Annotated in this window: 15 protein-coding genes and 1 pseudogene; 10 read left to right on the top strand and 6 right to left on the bottom strand. The window is 70.5% G+C overall.

What is annotated here, in order from left to right:
• Window positions 1–39 precede the first annotated feature (39 nt).
• Both P1Y20_RS05490 and P1Y20_RS05485 read left to right on the top strand, forming a co-directional pair.
• Window positions 40–1269: a mandelate racemase/muconate lactonizing enzyme family protein gene (locus P1Y20_RS05490; RefSeq protein WP_304447654.1), complete on the top strand. Its 1230-nt coding sequence runs from the start codon at window positions 40–42 to the stop codon at window positions 1267–1269.
• A gap of 515 nt (window positions 1270–1784) precedes the next feature.
• A pseudogene (locus P1Y20_RS05485) lies at window positions 1785–2015 on the top strand (hypothetical protein); the annotation flags it as partial.
• Window positions 2016–2149: 134 nt separating this feature from the next.
• On the opposite strand, the gene P1Y20_RS05480 reads toward P1Y20_RS05485, so the two are convergent.
• Window positions 2150–3115 carry a sugar kinase gene (locus P1Y20_RS05480; protein WP_304447652.1) on the bottom strand — a complete coding sequence of 322 codons (966 nt, stop codon included), beginning with the start codon at window positions 3113–3115 and terminating at the stop codon, window positions 2150–2152.
• 72 nt (window positions 3116–3187) lie between these two features.
• Between P1Y20_RS05480 and trmB the strand changes: the two genes are divergently transcribed.
• Both trmB and P1Y20_RS05470 read left to right on the top strand, forming a co-directional pair.
• Complete coding sequence (gene trmB, locus P1Y20_RS05475; RefSeq protein ID WP_304447651.1) at window positions 3188–4234, top strand: HTH-type sugar sensing transcriptional regulator TrmB; 1047 nt, start codon at window positions 3188–3190, stop codon at window positions 4232–4234.
• Complete coding sequence (locus tag P1Y20_RS05470; RefSeq protein ID WP_304447650.1) at window positions 4231–5454, top strand: HAD hydrolase family protein; 1224 nt, start codon at window positions 4231–4233, stop codon at window positions 5452–5454. The genes trmB and P1Y20_RS05470 overlap by 4 nt, the downstream gene beginning before the upstream one ends.
• 92 nt (window positions 5455–5546) lie before the next feature.
• Here the strand turns inward: P1Y20_RS05470 and P1Y20_RS05465 are convergent, their stop codons facing one another.
• Window positions 5547–5870 carry a hypothetical protein gene (locus P1Y20_RS05465; RefSeq protein WP_304447649.1) on the bottom strand — a complete coding sequence of 108 codons (324 nt, stop codon included), beginning with the start codon at window positions 5868–5870 and terminating at the stop codon, window positions 5547–5549.
• A 127-nt stretch (window positions 5871–5997) separates the two neighbouring features.
• Between P1Y20_RS05465 and P1Y20_RS05460 the strand changes: the two genes are divergently transcribed.
• Both P1Y20_RS05460 and gatE read left to right on the top strand, forming a co-directional pair.
• Complete coding sequence (locus tag P1Y20_RS05460; RefSeq protein WP_304447648.1) at window positions 5998–7407, top strand: class II fumarate hydratase; 1410 nt, start codon at window positions 5998–6000, stop codon at window positions 7405–7407.
• 53 nt (window positions 7408–7460) lie between these two features.
• Entirely contained in the window at window positions 7461–9359 is a 1899-nt protein-coding gene (gene gatE / locus P1Y20_RS05455; RefSeq protein WP_304447647.1) for a Glu-tRNA(Gln) amidotransferase subunit GatE, read from the top strand.
• A 35-nt stretch (window positions 9360–9394) separates the two neighbouring features.
• On the opposite strand, the gene P1Y20_RS05450 is transcribed toward gatE, so the two are convergent.
• Both P1Y20_RS05450 and P1Y20_RS05445 read right to left on the bottom strand, forming a co-directional pair.
• Window positions 9395–10108, bottom strand: coding sequence for an RNA methyltransferase (locus P1Y20_RS05450; protein ID WP_304447646.1), 714 nt, complete (start codon window positions 10106–10108; stop codon window positions 9395–9397).
• Window positions 10105–10629 (bottom strand): DUF8114 family protein, encoded by a 525-nt coding sequence (locus P1Y20_RS05445; RefSeq protein ID WP_304447645.1) that lies wholly within the window; start codon window positions 10627–10629, stop codon window positions 10105–10107. The genes P1Y20_RS05450 and P1Y20_RS05445 overlap by 4 nt, the downstream gene beginning before the upstream one ends.
• A gap of 123 nt (window positions 10630–10752) precedes the next feature.
• Here P1Y20_RS05445 and P1Y20_RS05440 point away from each other — a divergent pair, with 123 nt between their 5' ends.
• Window positions 10753–12411 carry a bacterio-opsin activator domain-containing protein gene (locus P1Y20_RS05440; RefSeq protein WP_304447644.1) on the top strand — a complete coding sequence of 553 codons (1659 nt, stop codon included), beginning with the start codon at window positions 10753–10755 and terminating at the stop codon, window positions 12409–12411.
• A 177-nt stretch (window positions 12412–12588) separates the two neighbouring features.
• Here P1Y20_RS05440 and P1Y20_RS05435 read toward each other — a convergent pair whose 3' ends face one another.
• Complete coding sequence (locus P1Y20_RS05435; RefSeq protein ID WP_304447643.1) at window positions 12589–13590, bottom strand: M48 family metallopeptidase; 1002 nt, start codon at window positions 13588–13590, stop codon at window positions 12589–12591.
• Between the two features lie 120 nt (window positions 13591–13710).
• Between P1Y20_RS05435 and folP the strand changes: the two genes are divergently transcribed.
• Window positions 13711–14901, top strand: a complete 1191-nt coding sequence (folP, locus tag P1Y20_RS05430; protein WP_304447642.1) for a dihydropteroate synthase — start codon at window positions 13711–13713, stop codon at window positions 14899–14901.
• Between the two features lie 168 nt (window positions 14902–15069).
• Entirely contained in the window at window positions 15070–15765 is a 696-nt protein-coding gene (locus tag P1Y20_RS05425) for a 6-hydroxymethylpterin diphosphokinase MptE-like protein (RefSeq protein WP_304447641.1), read from the top strand.
• Window positions 15766–15786: 21 nt separating this feature from the next.
• On the opposite strand, the gene P1Y20_RS05420 is transcribed toward P1Y20_RS05425, so the two are convergent.
• The gene (locus tag P1Y20_RS05420; RefSeq protein WP_304447640.1) at window positions 15787–16758 is read right to left on the bottom strand and encodes a quinone oxidoreductase family protein; all 972 of its coding nucleotides are present in this window, start codon (window positions 16756–16758) and stop codon (window positions 15787–15789) included.
• A 127-nt stretch (window positions 16759–16885) separates the two neighbouring features.
• Between P1Y20_RS05420 and P1Y20_RS05415 the strand changes: the two genes are divergently transcribed.
• Window positions 16886–18307, top strand: coding sequence for an FAD-binding oxidoreductase (locus P1Y20_RS05415; RefSeq protein ID WP_304447639.1), 1422 nt, complete (start codon window positions 16886–16888; stop codon window positions 18305–18307).
• The last annotated feature ends 15 nt before the right edge of the window (window positions 18308–18322 follow it).

Below are 18322 nucleotides of genomic sequence, written 5' to 3'. Positions count from 1 at the left end.
GCCTCAAACCTTTACTAACGTGCGAGTAAATAGGCGGCTATGACGCGCGACTACGCCTCGCTCCACGACCCGAACGCGGAGTACACGATGCGGGACCTCTCCCGCGAGTCGATGGGTGTCTCGACCGACCGCGGACGGCGCGACGTCGAGATAACCGACGTCCAGACGACGATGGTCGACGGCAACTTCCCGTGGACGCTGGTGCGCGTCTACACCGACGCGGGCGTCGTCGGCACCGGGGAGGCCTACTGGGGCGCGGGCGTCCCCGAACTCATCGAGCGGATGACGCCGTTCGTCGTCGGCGAGAACCCCCTCGACGTCGACCGCCTGTTCGAGCACCTCGTCCAGAAGATGTCCGGCGAGGGCTCCATCGAGGGCGTCACCGTCACCGCCATCTCGGGCATCGAGATCGCCCTGCACGACCTGGCCGGGAAACTCCTCGACGTGCCCGCCTACCAGCTCCTCGGCGGCAAGTACCGCGACCGGGTGCGGGTGTACTGCGACTGTCACACCGCCGACGAGGCCGACCCCGAGGCGTGCGCCGACGAGGCCGAGCGCGTCGTCGAGGACCTGGGCTACGACGCACTGAAGTTCGACCTCGACGTCCCATCGGGGCTGGAGAAGGACCGCGCCAACCGCCACCTGCGTCCCGGCGAGATTCGGCACAAGGCCGACATCGTCGAGGCGGTCACCGAACGCGTGAAGGACCGCGCGGACGCCGCGTTCGACTGTCACTGGACGTTCTCCTCCAACAGCGCGAAACGCCTCGCGCGCGCCATCGAGGAGTACGACGTCTGGTGGCTGGAGGACCCCGTCCCACCCGAGAACCACGACGTCCAGCGGGCGGTGACCCAGAGCACCACGACGCCCATCACCGCCGGGGAGAACGTCTACCGCAAGCACGGCATGCGCCGCCTCCTCGAGGAACAGGCCGTCGACATCGTCGCTCCCGACATGCCGAAGGTCGGCGGGATGCGCGAGACGCGGAAGATCGCCGACATGGCCGACACCTACTACGTCCCGGTGGCGATGCACAACGTCTCCTCGCCCATCGCGACGATGGCGAGCGCCCACGTCGGCGCCGCCATCTCGAACTCCCTGGCGGTCGAGTACCACTCCTACGAACTCGACTGGTGGAGCGACCTCGTCGAGGAGGACGTCATCGAGGACGGCTACATCGAGATACCCGAGGCTCCCGGACTGGGCGTCACGCTCGACCTCGACACCGTCGAGGAACACATGGTCGAGGGTGAGGAGTTGTTCGACTGAGCCAGGCGAGGTCGAACGCGCACGCGCCCGGCACACCGATTGTCGGCTCGCTGTCAGAGTAAAGGTAAACCGTTTGATTTTTGCTCCCGCATCCGACTGAAGTAACTGGAGGCGGCTTCACCAGGAGTGTGGACGCACGCCATCGTGGCATCTGGGTAGTCTCCGGTCGTCTCCGTTTTCGCCGTCTCGTGCACGCGAGCCGACGGCTCCCCGACCGCCGGCGACTGGCCGACGCCAGCATCGACGCCGTCGTGACTACGCGGCGACAAACCGACACGCCGTGCGACGACACCGGGCGATTGGCTCCCCGTCGACGGCACGGCGACGAGCGCCGCCGTTGCCGGTCCACACCGCCCTCCGAACAGCTCCACACGATCGGGATACCTCCCCGCCGACGGTGACACGTGCTACACTTTTACTCACTTATAAGTAAGAAAATATTTACCCGCCGACGAGCACCTCAGCGTGATGATTTCCCTCCAGCACATCCGACGGGTTTCACGGGCGGTGAGATGATGATATGGCAAGACCTCGTGTTCCTGTGTGGGAGCACGCTCTCCATCGTGACGCTCGCGCCGACGCTCCGTGACACGACCTCGCGTATCCCGCTCGCGACGACGGCCCCCTCGGCGGTCCTCGGCGTCGTCTACGCGGTGACGTTCTTCACCCTCGGCATGTCCTTCTCGGCCGTCGGGTCGCTCGTCGCCGGCGCGATGTGGACGCTCATCGGGGCGTTCCGGTCCCCACACCGGTTCAACGACGCGCCGAGTGCGACGGCGTTTCCCGCCCACGCCGACGACTGAACACTCCTACGACCGTCGCTCGTCCGTGTCCGGGCCCGGAGCGATGCGGTCGTCTCGTATGGTGGGACCCACTTCTCTCAGCGCCGCACGTCGCGCTCGCCTCCGTCGAGGAACGCCGCGAGTTCCTCGCGCGTCGGAAGTCCCTCTACGTCGCCGGTCACCTGCGTCGCCAGCGCGCCGACGCCGTTGGCGCGCTCGGCCGCCGCGACCGGGTCGCGCCCGTCGAGTCGCCCCGAGAGGTAGCCCGCAGCGAACCCGTCGCCCGCACCGACGGGGTCGACGACCCGCTCGACGGGGACGCCGGGGACGCGTTCGCCGCCGTCGCCCGCGTCGACGTACGCTCCCTCGGCGCCGAGTTTGACGACCACCTCGCCCGCCCCCCGCTCGCGGAACCCCCGCGCTATCTCCTCGGGGTCGTCGGTACCGAGCAGCACCTCCCCCTCCTCGACACCGGGGAGGACGACGTCCGCACTCCCGGCGAGCGGGAGGAGCGTCTCGCGCATCTCCTCGACCGACCACAGCGTGAACCGGAGGTTCGGGTCGAAGGAGACGTGCACGCCGGCGTCGGCCGCCCGCTCGACGAGGTCGAAACAGAGGTCGCGACACGACGACGAGAGCGCGGGGGTGATGCCGGTCAGGTGGAGGTACGTCGCGCCGTCGAGGAGTTCGTCGGGGAGGTCCGCGGGTTCGAGTCGGCTCGCGGCGGAGCCGTGGCGGTAGTAGAAGACGCCCCCCTCACCCGTCGCGCGCCGTTCCTTGAACATCACGCCGGTCGGGGCGTCCGGGTCGAAGGTGACCCACCGCGTGTCGACGCCCGCGCCGCGGACCGTGTCGCGCACGTACCGGCCGTGGGGGTCGTCGCCGAGTCGGCTGGCCCACGCGGCGTCGTGGCCGAGGCGCGCGAGGCCGACGGCGACGTTGCTCTCGGCGCCGCCGACGCGCTTCCCGAACGACGAGACGTACTGGAGCGGGCCGGTCTCCTCGGGGTTCATCAGCACCATCGTCTCGCCGACCGTCACGGCTTCGGGGGCGTCTGCGGGCATAGTACGGTATTCCGAGGAACGTACAATTCGACGTGGGGTAAATATTTTGCCACGGACGTCGGACCACCGTCCATGGGTTCAGACGACCTCCGGGGACGGATGGAGGCCATGGGCGACCGTTTCGACTTCGGCGAGTACGAGATCGAGGCGTACCTCGCCGTCCTCGACCACGGCGAGGTCACCGCGAGCGACATCGCCGACTACACGAGCATCCCGCAGCCGCGGGTGTACGACACGGTCCGAAAGCTGAGCGACCGCGGGATGGTCGAACTGCGCGAGTCCCGCCCCATGCGGGTGGTCGCGCTCGACCCCGCCGACGTGTTCCCGGACGTGAAGCGCTCGCTCGACGTGATGGTCGAGGAACTGGCGACGCGCTACACCGCCCCCGCCCGCGACACGGAGGCGGTCTCGCTGGTGAAGTCACGCCCGAGCATCCTCCGCTACCTCGAGTCGGTCATCGAGAGCGCGGAGTACGAACTGACCTGTTCGCTGACGCCGGACCTCCTGGAGCGCTTCGAGGGGTTGCTCGCGACGGCCATCGAGGACGACGTGACCGTCGAACTGCTCGTGACGCCCGCCGCCGACACGCCCTCGCCCGAGGAGTACGACTACGCGGCCGTCGCGACGGTCGCCCGCGCCCGTCGCGGCCTCACGACGCCCGTGATGGCCGTCGCGGACGGCCAGCGCTCCGTCTACGCCACGCAGGACGCCCTCGACGGGGGCGAGGAGCGCTACGGCGTCATCTTCAACCGGTCGTCGCTCGGCTTCCTCGTCTCGGGCTTCTTCAGCACCGTCCTCTGGACGACGGCCGAACCGCTCGTCGAGCACGCCGGTCGGCGACCGTTCCCCCGCCAGTACGCCTCGATACGGCGCTGTCTGGCCGACCTGGAGGACGAGACGCGAGCGCTCCACGCGCGCATCCGGGGCCGGGACGTCGTCACGGGCGACCCGCGGGTCGCCGTCGGGCGCATCGCCGACCTCGCGCTCGAACCGACCGCCGAACTCGCGACGCTGACGCTCGTCACCGACGACGACGAGGTGACCGTGGGCGGGCGCGTCGCCGCGCTGGAGGACATGGAGGCCCACGAGATCGTCGTCGACACGGAGCCACTCGAATGAACAACTACGACCGCCTCTACGACCTGTACGACGAGTTCGACGCCGCGACGCTGTTCGAGTACCAGCGCTTCGTCGACGTCTTCCCCGCGGTGGGGTCGCGCGTCGCGCTCGAACACTGGCGTCGCGCCAGCGACGAACTGGAGGCGCGCAAGGACGAGATTCGGGGCGCCTTCCCCGCCGGCGAGACGTTCGCCGCCATCGCCGCCCACGCCACCCGCGACGAGGCGTTCACCGCCCTCGACCTCCACGGCAAGTACGACCGGGCCGTCAACGTCCTCGTCCTCGACGTGGACGAGACGCTCCGCTCGGCCGGCCAGACGGACAACGAGATCCCCCGCGAGACGCTCCACCTCATGACCGAACTCCACGAGGACGGCATGCCGGTCGTCATCTGTACCGGCCAGACCCTGGAGAACGTCAAGGGGTTCATCACTCAGGGGCTGGGCAACGAACTCGTCCACTCGGGGACGCTGAGCATCGTCTACGAGGCCGGTAACGGCGCGTTCACGCCCGGTCACGGCGCGGACACCAAACGCCTGCTGTACGAGGACCTCGACGACGACGTGCGCGCGGTCTTCGACGAGGTCCGCTCGCGGGTCGTCTCCGACGCCCCCGAGGACATCCGGCGGGGCTGTCACCTGCAGGGCAACGAGTTCAACGTCACGCTCAAACCGAACTACCAGACCGGGAGCGCGCCGGCCGTCGACGTCATCGACCACGCGCTCTGTCACCTGCTCGACCTGCTCGGCGAGGCCGTCGAGGACGCCACGTCCGGGCAGGCGCGGGCGTTCTACGCCGACGCCGACCCCGAGATTCGCGCGGTGCTCGAACGCCGCGGCGGCGTCCCCGAGGTCGACGCCGGCGACCTCTCACCCGCCGTCGTCGACACCTTCGAACGTCTCGACGTCGGGTACTACGAGGGCGACGCCGCGGAACTGGGGAGCCTCGAACTCGACAAGGTGGCCGGCGTGCGCGCCGCCTTCGAGGTCCTCGGCATCGACGACCCGTTCGCCCTCGTGATGGGCGACTCGAAGAGCGACCTGCGCGTCATGGAGTGGGTCGAGGAGGCCGACGCCGGCATCGCCGCCGCCCCCGAACACGCCTCCGAGGTGGTCCTCGAACACGTGCTCTCGACCGACGAACTCGTCTTCGACCGCAACGACGCCGCCTCGATGCTCCGGATGACGTACGTGCTCGACCGACTGGCGAACCTCTCGTGAGGCGTGTCGGCCGAGGGTGACCGACACGACACGCTCGGGGGAGGGAGCATCGAACGAGCGGAAAGGAAGGGGAGAGAGAGAGAGAGTAGTCGTTACTCGCGGAACTCGAAGCGGACGCGGTCGCCGTTCGAGAGGCGGGTGTCGCCGAACACTCGCTCCCAGCGGCCGTCGTCCTGTCGGAGTGCGACGGTGTCGCCCCGGAGGCGGTCGCCCTCGAGGAGCGCGGGTCGGACCTGCACGCCGTGTCGGTCGGTCAGTTCCTCGACGAGGTCGACGACGGTCGGGTTCGGTCCGAGCGCCATCCGCGAGCGCTGGACGCCCGTCCGCGCGACCAGCCACCCCGCGAACTCGACGCCGACCCCCACGTCGGCGACCGCTTCTCTCTCCCCGCTCGTCGTTCGCAGTCCGGTGCTCATGGGTACTCCTTGGCACGCGGGGTAAAAAGGTTTACTCACTCTCGAAATAATATCGCTCGCCCCGTCCGCGCCGTGGTTCGGCGGGTTTCGGTGGGTTTTACCCCGCCTCCGCGAGACGCCTCACGCGATGAGCGACAACGAGTATCGGACGGAGCGCGACAGTCTCGGGGAGATGCAGGTACCGGCCGACGCCTACTGGGGCGCCCAGACCCAGCGGGCCGTCGAGAACTTCCCCATCTCGGGTATCAGGTTCAGCCGCCGGTTCGTCCGCGCGCTCGGTATCGTGAAGAAGGCCGCCGCGCAGGCGAACGTCGAACTCGGCCACCTCGACGAGGAAATCGGTCAGGCCGTCGTCGCCGCCGCGGACGAGGTCATCGCGGGCGACCACGACGACCAGTTCCCCGTCGACGTCTTCCAGACGGGGTCGGGCACGTCCTCGAACATGAACGCCAACGAGGTCATCGCCAACCGGGCGGCCGAGATGATGGGCGAGGACGTCGGCTCGCGGGCGGTCCACCCGAACGACCACGTCAACTTCGGCCAGTCGTCGAACGACGTCGTCCCGACGGCGATGCACGTGAGCGCGCTCGAAGCCGTCGAGAAGGACCTCGTCCCCGCGCTCGGGGCGCTCCGCGACGACCTCGCCGCCAAGGAGGAGGAGTTCGACGACATCGTCAAGACCGGTCGCACACACCTGCAGGACGCCACGCCCGTCCGCCTGGGCCAGGAGTTCGGCGGCTACCGCGCGCAGGTCGAGAAGGGCATCGAGCGCGTGCAGACGACGACCGACCACCTCGCCGAACTCGCCCTCGGCGGCACCGCCGTCGGCACGGGGCTGAACACCGACCCCGCGTTCCCCGAGGTGGCCGCCGAGTACATCGCCGCCGAGACGGACCTCCCGTTCCGCGAGGCCGACGACCACTTCGAGGCGCAGGCCGCCCACGACGCGATGGCGGAGGGTCACGGCGCGCTCCGGACCGTCGCCGGGTCGCTGAACAAGATCGCCAACGACCTCCGCCTGCTCGCCTCCGGCCCCCGTAACGGCCTCGGCGAAATCGACCAGCCGGAGAACCAGCCCGGCTCGTCCATCATGCCCGGGAAGATCAACCCGGTCGTCGCCGAGGCGGTCAACCAGGTCCACAAGCAGGTCGTCGGCAACGACGCCACGGTCGCCGCGGGCGCCGCGGAGGGGCAGATAGACCTCAACCTCTACAAGCCCGTCGTCGCGCACAACTTCCTCGAATCGGCCCACCTGCTGACCAACGCGAGCGAGGTCTTCGGCGAGCGCTTCGTCGCCAAACTGGAGGCCGACCGGGAGCACTGCGAGACGCAGGTCGAGCGCTCGATGGCGCTCGCCACCGCGCTCAACCCCCACATCGGCTACGACAAGGCCGCCGAGGTGGGCAAGACCGCGCTCAAGGAGGACAAGACCGTCCGTCAGGTCGCCATCGAGAAGGGCTACGTCAGCGAGGCGGAGGCCGACGAAATCCTCGACCCCCGCGCCATGACCGAGCGCGGCATCCTCGGGCAGGACTGAACCGCTCCGCACATCGGCCGGATTTTTATCGCTCGCCCTCCCATCCACGCCCAATGAGCGACGCCGACTACGACTACGAGGACCTCGGCCTCGTGGCGGGGCTGGAGATACACCAGCAACTCGACACCGAAACGAAGCTCTTCTGTCACTGTCCCACGGAGCGCCGCGAACCCGAAGAGGCCGTCCGCACCGTCTCCCGCTACCTCCACCCCACGCGCAGCGAACTCGGGGAGATAGACGACGCCGCCCTGGAGGAGAGTCGCGTCGAGCGCGAGTTCGAGTACCTCGCGTTCGACACCACCTGCCTCGTCGAGGAGGACGACGAACCCCCCCACCGCATCGACGACGAGGCGCTCGACGTGACGCTCGAAATCGCGCAGTTGCTCGACGCGACGCCGGTCGACACCGGCCACGTCATGCGCAAGATAGTGGTCGACGGCTCGAACACCTCCGGCTTCCAGCGCTCGACGCTCGTCGCCACCGACGGCGAGATAGCGACGGAGGCGGGGCCGGTCGGCATCGCCGACCTGCTGCTCGAAGAGGAGAGCGCCGGGCGCGTCGAGGAGACCGACGCGGGCGTCGTCTACGGCCTCGACCGCCTCGGCATCCCGCTGGTCGAGATCGGCACGAAACCCGACATCCGCTCGCCCGAGCAGGCCCGCGCCGCCGCCGCACGAATCGGGATGCTCCTGCGCTCGACCGGCCACGTCAAGCGCGGACTGGGTACCATCCGCCAGGACGTCAACATCTCCATCGCGGAGGGCGCGCGCGTGGAACTGAAGGGCGTCCAGAGCCTCGACGACATCGACGACATCGTCCGCGAGGAGGTGGGCCGGCAGGTGGAACTCGTCGACATCGCCGAAACCCTCCGGGAGCGCGAAGCGAGCGTCGGCGCGCCCGTCGACGTTACCGACGTGTTCGCGGACACCGACAGCGGCGTCATCGCGGGCGCGGACGCCGTCGTCGCCCTCCCCCTCTACGGCTTCGACGGGCTGGTCGGCCGGGAGATTCAGCCCGACCGCCGCCTCGGGACGGAGTTCTCCGACCACGCCACGCGCTCCGGTGCGGGGGGCATCTTCCACACCGACGAACTGCCCGCCTACGGCGTCACCGACGAGGAGGTGGCGGCGCTCCGCGAGGCCGTCGGCGAGGGTGAAGCCGACGCGAGCGGCGGTCAGCCGCGAGCGGGCGAGGACGACGCCGTCGCGCTGGTCGCCGCCTCCCGCACGGTCGCCGAGCAGGCCATCGACGCCGTCGCGGTGCGCGCGCGCGACGCCGTCGAGGGCGTCCCCGAGGAGACGCGCGACGCGAACCCCGACGGCACCTCGCGGTACCTCCGGCCGCTCCCCGGCGCGGCCCGGATGTACCCGGAGACGGACGTCCCGCCCGTCTCGCTCGACCCGACGGCGGTCGAGACGCCGGAACTGCTCACCGAGAAGGTCGACCGCTACGCCGAGGAGTACGGCCTCGACCCCGGCCTCGCGGAGCAGGTCGCCTTCGGACGACGGATGCCCGTCTTCGAGGCCGCCGTCGCGGACGGCATCGACGCGACGCTCGCGGCGGGCACCGTCGAGTCCACCGTCACGGAACTGCGCCGCGACGACGTGCCCGTCGACCGCCTCCGGCGCGAGCACTTCCTCGGCGTCCTCGCGCTCGTCGATTCGGGCGACCTCGCGAAGGAGGGCGTCGGCGACGTCCTCCGGACGCTGGCGGAGCGCCCCGAACTCGGTGCGGAAGCGGCCGCCGAGGAGGCCGGCCTCGCCGGCGTCGACGAGTCGGCGGTCCGCGAGACGGTCGCCGAGGTTGTCGAACGGAACGAGGAGCAGGTCGACGAACAGGGGATGGGCGCCTTCTCCGCGCTCATGGGCGAGGCGATGGGCGCCCTGCGCGGGAAGGCCGACGGCGAGGTCGTGAGCACCGTCCTCCGCGAGGAGATACAGAAACGCGCCTGAATCGAGTCGGTCTCCACCCGCCGCTTCCTCGCCCGCTACTCCCGGTCACCCATCAGCGACTCCGCGCGGCGGAACACGCCGTGGAGCGTGCTCACCTCGCGGGTGGTCGGGTGGGCGCGCCCGAGGAGGCGCCGCCAGAGGCGCAGCGTCTTCGGGCGCTTCTCCTCGACGAGCGCCCGGTCGACGAGCGAGGCGAACTGCTCGTGGAGTGCCTCGACGTCCGACTCCGGCGCGCGGTCGATGTCTGTCGGGAGTTGCGTCTCCTCGACGGTGAGCGTCCGGAGTTCGTAGAGCACGACCGTCGCTGCCTGTCCGAGGTTGAGAACGGGGTACTCGGCGCTCGCGGGGATGGAACACACCTCGTCGAGGCGCTCGAGTTCCTCGTTCGTGAGGCCGACGCGCTCGCGTCCGAAGACGACGCAGGTGTCCGCGTCGACGCCGGCGAGGGAGTCGGCGAGGTTCCGGGGCGTCCGGAAGGGGTAGCGGACGTGGTGGCGGGCGTCCTCGTTGGTCACGGCGGTACAGCCGACGGTGTGGAAGTGCTCGACGAGGTAGTCGAACGACACCTCCCGTGCGTTCGGGAGGACGTCCTCGCGGGCCTGGCCGGCGAAGCCGTACGCCTCGCCGTCGGGGTCGAGGTCCGGCGGGTCGACGAGGTAGAGGTCGGTGAGCCCGAAGTTCTTCATCGCGCGGGCGATGGTGCCGACGTTGCCCGGCGTCTTCGCGTCGACGACCGCGACCGAAATCATACGTCGAGGTCCGAGAGGTCGATACCGAGCGCCTCGCGCTCCTCCTCGCTCATCGCCGCCAGTTCCTCCTCCAGCGCGTCGAGTTCGGGGTTCGGGCCCGGCTGTTTCACGTCCTCCGGGTCGGTGTCGACGTGCTCGGTCCCCTCGTACCCATCGGGCGCGCGTCCGCCGTCGGCGAACCACTGGTGGAAGGCGTTCTGCATGTGTCGACTGCCGGCGAGTTCGTGACCCATCTCCTCGCGGAACCAGTAGAGGAAGTCCACCTCGTGGCGGTCACACAGGAGCACCTCGCCGAGCGGTTCGCCGTAGACGACCTGCGCCTGACGGGCCCGCCGGCGCTCCTCGTCGCCGTGGACCAGCCAGCAGCCGTCGCACGGCTTGGTCACCAGCAGCGCGAGGCGCGCGACGCGTTCGCGGTCGTCCTCCGGAATCCGTGCCATCGGCTTCAGGTCGCCGTCCTCGTCGAGGACGCTCTCCTCGTCGAACCGCCACCCGCGAAGCCCGATGCTCACCTTCGACATACCCGAGCGTACCCGTCGCTGGGGCAAAAGCGGCGTGCTCTCGACGCCGTCCTTTCGAATTTGACATATATTTATATGTGAGTGTCATGTACGGCTGACAACGATGCCAGCCCCGGGTGGTCCATGACCGATTCGCACGACACGAGCGTCGACGCGGCGGCGGGGGTCGACGGTGCGCTGACAGTCCACGCACCGAGTCCGCTCACGAGCGCGGGGTTCGACGTCCTCCCGGCGCAGATAGCCATCCTCGACGCGACCGGCACCGTCGTCTACACGAACGAGACCTGGCGTGCGTTCGCCACGGACAACGGGTTCGTCGGGGAGGTCGACTGCCTGGGCGAGAACTACCTCTCGGTCTGTGCGACGAGCGACGACGGGACCGCCCGCACGGCCGCGACGGGCATCCGGGCGGTGCTCTCCGGCGACCGGGAGGAGTTCGCCGTCGACTACCCGTGTCACAGCCCGGAGGAACGTCGCTGGTTCACGATGCGTGCCATCGGGTTCAGCCGCGCCGCCGAGCGGTTCGCGCTCGTCTTGCATCTGAACGTGACCGAGCAGAAACTCGCGGAACTCCGTGTCAGACGGCAGAACGACGAACTGGAGACGCTCACCAGCATCGGGGGGCTGGTCCACGAACTCGTCCACGCGGTGTTCGACCGCTCCTCCCGCGCCGACCTGGAGGCGACGGTCTGTCGCGAACTCGTCGAGTCGCCGTTCTACCGGTCGGTCTGGACCGTCGAGCACCGTCTCGACGAGGGCGTCGCCCTCCGGACGGCGGCGGGGGTCGACGACGCGTTCCGCGACGCGCTCGCGGACCGGGGTGCGGAGGGTGGATGGGTCATCCGGGACGCCATCGCCACCCGGACGCCCCGGGTCCGACGCGACCCGGGGTCGCCCCCCGAGGACCCCGTCGAGCGGGCCATCGCCGCGTCCGGCCCCGTTTCGTACGTCGTCGTCCCCATCACGTACCGCGACTGCCGGTACGGCGCGCTCGTGGTCGAGTCGACGCGTCAGCGTGCCTTCAGCGACCGCGAGTGCGCCGCGCTCGCCACCCTCGGCGAGACGATGGGCTACGCGAGCAGCGCCATCGAGCAGCGAACGCTCCTCTACGGCGACAGCGTCGTCGAACTCGAACTCGCCTTCGATGGCTCGGACACCTTCCTCGCCGACCTCTCGACGTACACCGGCGGGCGCGTCGCCCTCGACGGCTTCGTTCCGGTGACCGACGGAACGCTCCTCGAGTACGTCACCGTCGAGGGGGCGGACCCGGGGGCGGTCCTCGCGTTCGCCGAATCGTCGCCCGCGGTCGACCGCATCGCGCACGTCTCCGGGACCGACGGGGCGCACCGCTTCGAGGCGACCGTCTCGAAGCGCTCGGTCGCCCGCTCGCTCGTCGCCCTCGGCGCGGACGTGTCGGGTGCCACCACCGAGGACGGCCGCCTCGTCGTCGTCGCCGAGGTCGCCGTCGGAACGGACGTCAGGGCGTTCGTCGAGGGGCTGGAGCTTCGCTACCCTGCCGTCGAGTTGCTCGCGAAACGCGAGGTCGACCGCCGCGGCGTCCCGGGGACGAACGCCGGCGTGGACCTCCTCGCGGACCTCACCGACCGCCAGCGCTCCATCGTGGAAGGTGCCTACCGGGCGGGCTACTTCTCGTGGCCGCGCGAGAGCGCCGGGACGGAGGTGGCGTCGTCGTTCGACATCTCCGCACCGACGTTCCACCAGCACCTCCAGGTGGGCCTCGGCAAACTACTGGGGGCGCTGTTCGACCCCCGAGAGATGTAGGTAGCGACCGGGACCGAGCGGACCCAGAACCACACGGTCCGAAGCGACCGGGTCGGCGGACGGAATTCACCCCCTACAGAAGCCTCAAACGGTGAGATAGCGCCCCGCGAACGTGCCCCGACCCCTCTTCGGTGGCCGCCAGTCGTGGGTTCACGGACGAACTGGAACGACTCACTCTCACGACGAGCGGGTGAACTCGCGCAGGCGCTCGACGCGCTCGTCGGTCGCCGGGTGGGTCGCCAGCAGCGGGCGGAGGACGCGGACGTTCAGCCGCCGGCGGAACCGCCTGACGGGGAGACGGAGACTCCAGAGGATGGGCCGGCGTTTCTCGTAGGTGAGCGCGGGGCCGGGGTCGCCCCGGGGGGACGGGACGACCGACAGCGCCGCGAGGCCGCGCGCCCGCGCGTCCGTCTCGGGGGTCGCGCTGACGTCGTCGGCCAGCGCGTCGAGCGCGCTCGCGAGCGCCGAGGGGTCGCCGAGCAACGCCGTGGCCCCCCGGTCGGCGGCGAGTTCGCGGCTCCGCGACAGCGAGGCGACGAGCGTTCGCCCGGTCCCCCACACGACGTACGTCGCGGCGCTGCCGGCGAGGAGGACCGGGTGGACGCCAGCGCTGCTGCGGAGCGCCGCACCGAGCGTCCGCGCGCTGGAGAGCGGCAGTTCGACGAGCGTCATGACGGCGGCGTCGCGGTTCTTCACGTGCGCGAGTTCGTGGGCGACGACGGCCTCCAGCTCCTGTGTGTCGAGGACGTCGAGGAGCCCCGTCGAGACGACCAGTTGCGCGCCGTCGGTCCGCAGACCGGTCGTCATCGCCAGTGGTGTCTCGCGCTCGGCGACGTGAATCGCCGGGACGGGGAGGTCCGCGGCCTGTGCCACCCGCGTGACCGTCGCGTAGAGGAGGGGGTACTCGCTCGCGTCGACCTCGTCGGCGTCGAACGCCTCCGCCGGCGGGTCGGCGAGCGTCCGCCGGAGGACGACGGCACCGGCGACGAGCGTGACCGGGACGCCGACGACGGTGGCGGTCGTCCACGAGAGCGAGAGGTCGACGACGCCGGCACCGAGGGTCAACAGGAACCCGATACCGACGGCGACGCCGGCGCCGAGCGCCACGGTGAGGGCCGCGAGCGCGACGAGGGTGAGGGCCATGCGCGCCTGGAGACGGCGGTCGAGGGACCAGTCCATGTCGGCTTGTTAGTATCTTCGAACTAAAGTGTACCGTCGATGACGGGTGACGGGACGCGAGCCGTCCTCCGCATCTGCCCGGACCGGTTGGGCTTTTGGCGCGCCGCCCCTCGTGACGGTATGCGGAACGTAGACGCGGCAGGCCTCGGTATCGGGGACGACTACCCCCCGCGCATCATGGGCGTCCTGAACGTCAGCGAGGAGTCGCCGTACGAGCCGAGCGTGTTCGACGACCCGGGCGAGGCCGCCGCCTACGTCGACGAACACCTCGTCGACGAGGGGGCCGACATCGTCGACGTCGGCCTCGAATCGGCCAACAAGGACCTCTCGGTCCTCTCGGCGAGCGAGGAACTCGCCCGCCTCGACACCGCCGTCGAGACCATCGAGAGCGTCTCCGGCGACGCCGTCTTCTCCATCGAGACGCGTTACCACGAGGTCGCGGAGGCGGCGCTCGCGCGCGGGTTCGAGATGGTCAACGACGTCTGCGGGTTCGCCGACCCCGAGATGCCGCGCGTCTGTGCGGAGTACGACGTCGCCGTCGCCAAGATGGCGAGTCCCCCCGACCTCGACCGCCCCGGGGCCGTCGAGGCCGTCGACTGGGCGGCCCGCAGTGACCGCGCGACGGACGACTGGAGCTACGTCGACGACGTCTACGAGGCGCTCTCGCTGAACGGGTTCACCGACAAGACCATCGTCGACCCCGCCTTCGGCGGCTGGTCGGCCGAGAAGACGCTGGCGGACGACCGCGAGACGTTCCGTCGCCTCCGGGAGTTCCGCGGCCTCGGACGGCCCCTTCTCGTCTCCATCAACCGGAAGAACTTCCTGCGCGAGGTGGCCGGTCGCTCGACGGCCGAGGCGCTCCCGGTGAGCCTCGCGGCGACGGCGATGGCCGTCGAGCGCGGCGCGCACGTCGTCCGGACCCACGACGTCGCCCAGACGCGCGACGCGGCGCTCGTCGGACGGGCGTTCACCCGCCAGCGCCACCGCGACGCCGCGGTCGGCGTCGAGGAACTCGACGTGACGACCGCTCGCGAGGCCCGGCGACACTTCGGCCGCCTCGACTGCGAGGGGATAGCGGCGACCGACGCCGTCGTCCGGGTCTTCGAGGTGACCGGCCTCCCCCCCGAGTCCACGGCGGCGCTCGTCACCCGAGCGCGCGACGCCGGCGCACACTTCGAGTCCGGGACGGGCGCGCCGGCGGGCGTCCTCGTCGGGACGGAATCGTCGCTGACCGCCCTCGCGGCGGGCGAGAGCGACGCCTCGGCCGACCTCCGGCCGGTCCTCGACGCGGTCGGGGAGGCCGTCGAATGAGGCGTTCGAAGGCACGAAACCGTGACCCACGAGCGCCGTGGCGGACTTCTAGTACGAGAAAGCTTATGTCATGTCCGTAAATATGAACGGATGCGAGCCAGACGGCCACGCGGGTAGGGGTACTTCAGTGGCTGTCTGGCCCACCGGTATTTACTCCGAGGTGGACTCGTGCTCGTGAGCGACTGGCTCCCCGTCTACGAGGCCATCCTCGACGACTTCGGCTTCGACCGGGCCGGCGACGAGCGCGTCCGCGACCGCCTCGCCGCCCTCACCGACCCCTTCGACCTCGACCGCCTCGCGGGGTTCGAAGGAGCGTCAGTCGCCATCGCCGGCGGGGGGCCCTCGCTCGACCGCGACCTCGCGGACGTCCGGCGGGCGGACGTGGTCGTCGCGGCGTCGAACGCCGCCGCCGTCTGTCGCGACGCCGGTCTCGACGTCGACCTGATGGTGACCGACCTCGACAAGGTCCCCGCGGCGGCCGTCTCGCTCACACGGGAGGGGACGCCCGTGGCGGTGGCCGCCCACGGCGACAACCGCCCCGAAATCGAGGAGTGGGTGCCGCGGATGCGCACCGAGAACGTCCTGCCCACGACGCAGGCCGAACCCGTCGGCTCCGTGGTGAACTTCGGGGGGTTCACCGACGGCGACCGGGCGGCGTTCCTCGCCGACCACCTCGGCGCCCGGACGCTCACCTTCGCCGGGTGGGACCTCGACGACCCGTCCGTAGACGCGATGAAACGCCGAAAGCTCGTGTGGGCCGAACGCCTCCTGCGGTGGCTGGAACTGCGCCGCGACGAACGGTTCGCCCTCCTCGACGGCCGCCGGGAGGGGATCGACACGAGCGCGCTCCCGGTCGAAAAGTAGCTCTGCGCCGACGGCGCCCTCCTACGGGACGAGGACGACCTTCCCGCTCGTCTCGCGGTTCTCGATGGCGCGGTGGGCGTCCGCGGCCTCGTCGAGGGGGAAGGTGTGGCCGACCTGCACCGAGAGCGACCCGTCGGCGAGCAGTTCGGTCAGGTGGGGGACGGCCTGCATGACGCGCTGGGGGGCGCGCTGCATCCCCTGGCCGAGGTGGTAGCCGACGACCTCGACGTTGTTGAACAGGAGCGTCGCCGTGTCCGGGTGGCCCGGTTCACCGCTCGCCGCGCCGTAGACGACCATCCGACCGAAGTGCGTCAGGCAGTCGAGACTCCGCTGGGTCGTCTCGCCGCCGACGCCGTCGAGGACGAGGTCGACGCCCTCGCCGTCGGTCAGGTCGTTCACCTCCTCGGCGAAGTCCGTCTCGGTGTAGTTGATGGGGTGGTCACAGCCCAGCTCGGCCGCGAGGTCGAGCTTTTCGGCCGTGCTGGCCGTCCCGAACACCTCGGCGCCCGCCTCGCTGGCCAGCTGGACGGCGGCGGTGCCGACACCGCCGGCCGCGGCGTGGACGAGGACGCGGTCGCCGTCCTCCAACCCGCCCCACTCGAACAGGCAGTTGTGGGCGGTGAGGAACTGCACCGGGAAGCCGGCGGCCTCCTCGAAGCTCATCCCCTCGGGGACGTCGAACAACCCGCCCGCATCGGCGACGGCGTACTCGGCGTACCCGCCGCGGCCGACCATGGCGACCACGCGCTCGCCCTCCTCGCGGTCGACGCCCTCGCCGACGGCGTCGACGACGCCCGCGGCCTCCATCCCCGGCGAGTAGGGGGGCGTCGGGCCGCCCTGGTAGTGCCCCCGGCGCTGCATGATGTCGGCGAAGTTGACACCCGCCGCCTTCACCTCGATACGGACCTGTCCCTCGCGGGGGTCGGGGACGTCGCGCTCGACCGTCTCGATAGTGCTCGCGTCACCGAACTCGGTCACCTCGATGGTCTGCATGGTTCCACCATCCGACGGCGGACACATAAGCGGTGCCCGCGCGTGCGTGGGCACGGAGACCGCCGCGCGCCGGCCGCCGGCCGCGCCGCGGGATACACTTATCCCCCGCGGTCTGCCCTGTCGACACATGACGTACGACTGCTCGTTCCTCGCCGACCTCGACGTGGCGTGCTCGTTCGACGACGACGACCGCGAGAGTCACGCGACCGACTGGGGGACCGCCGAGGGCGACGAGGGGGTGACGCCGGACGCCGTCGTCTGGCCGGCGTCGACCGACGAGGTGGCGACGGTCCTCGCCAGCGCCGACGAGCGGGGCGTCCCCGTCACGCCCTACGCTGCGGGGACGAGCCTGGAGGGCAACGCCGTCCCCGCGCGCCGGGGCATCAGCATGAACGTCACCCGGATGGACGCCGTCCTCGACGTGCGACCAGAGGACTTCCAGGTAGACGTCCGGCCCGGACTCGTCGGCCAGCGCATCGACGAGGCCGTCGCGGAACACGGCCTGTTCTTCCCCCCGATGCCCGCCTCCGCCGACATCTCGACCATCGGCGGCATGATAATCAACGACGCGAGCGGGATGAAGACGGTCCGGTACGGCGAGGTGGGCGACTGGGTGCTCGAACTCGAGGCCGTCCTCGCCGACGGGACGGTCCTCGAGGTCGGGAGCAAGGCCGTGAAGACGTCGGCGGGCTACAACCTGAAGGACCTCCTCGTCGGGAGCGAGGGAACCCTCGCGGTCGTCACGCGCGCGACGCTCCGCCTCGCGCGCCTCCCCGAGCAGGTACGGGGCGGGCGCGCCGTCTTCCCGACGCTCGACGACGCCACCGAGGCCATCTCGGCGACCGTCCGCGCCGGCGTCGACGTGGCGACCATCGAACTCGTCGACGAACTCAGCGCGGCGATGGCCAACGCCTACGTCGGGACCGACCTCCCCGACGCCCCGATGGTCTTCTTCGAGATTCACGCCGACCACGGTATCGAGGAGGAACTCCGGCGCTGCCGGGAGGCGTTCGAGGCCCACGGCGTCGAGCGCTTCGAGGCGGCCGCGGACGAGGCGGAGATGGCGACGCTCTGGCGCGCCCGCCGGGAACTCGCGCTCGCGCTCCGCAGCTACGACGAGGTGCTGACGCCGCTCGCGCCGGGCGACGTCACCGTCCCCATCGGGAAGTACCCGGACATCGTCCGCTACGCGAAGTCGCTCGCGGACGAGTACGACCTGCTCGTCCCCACGTTCGGCCACGCCGGCGACGGCAACGTCCACTACTCGGCGTTCGCCGACCCGACCGACCCCGAGATGGTCGCGGACGCGAAAGCGGTGTACGAGAAGGTGGTCGTCAGGGCCATCGAACTCGGCGGCACCGCCACCGGGGAACACGGCGTCGGCCTCGGCAAGCGCGAGTTCCTCGAACTCGAACACGGCGTCGAGGGCGTGGAGGCGATGCGCCGCGTCAAGCGCGCGTTCGACCCGAACGACACGCTCAACCCCGGGAAGATGTTCCCCGAGACGGTCGACGGCGGGCGCGTGCGAGTCGACCCGGCCGACGACTGAGCGGGCGAGTGCCCC

It is taken from the genome of Halomarina ordinaria (assembly GCF_030553305.1).
Taxonomy (GTDB): Archaea; Halobacteriota; Halobacteria; order Halobacteriales; family Haloarculaceae; genus Halomarina; species Halomarina ordinaria.
This window is presented reverse-complemented; position numbering and strand designations above follow the sequence as displayed.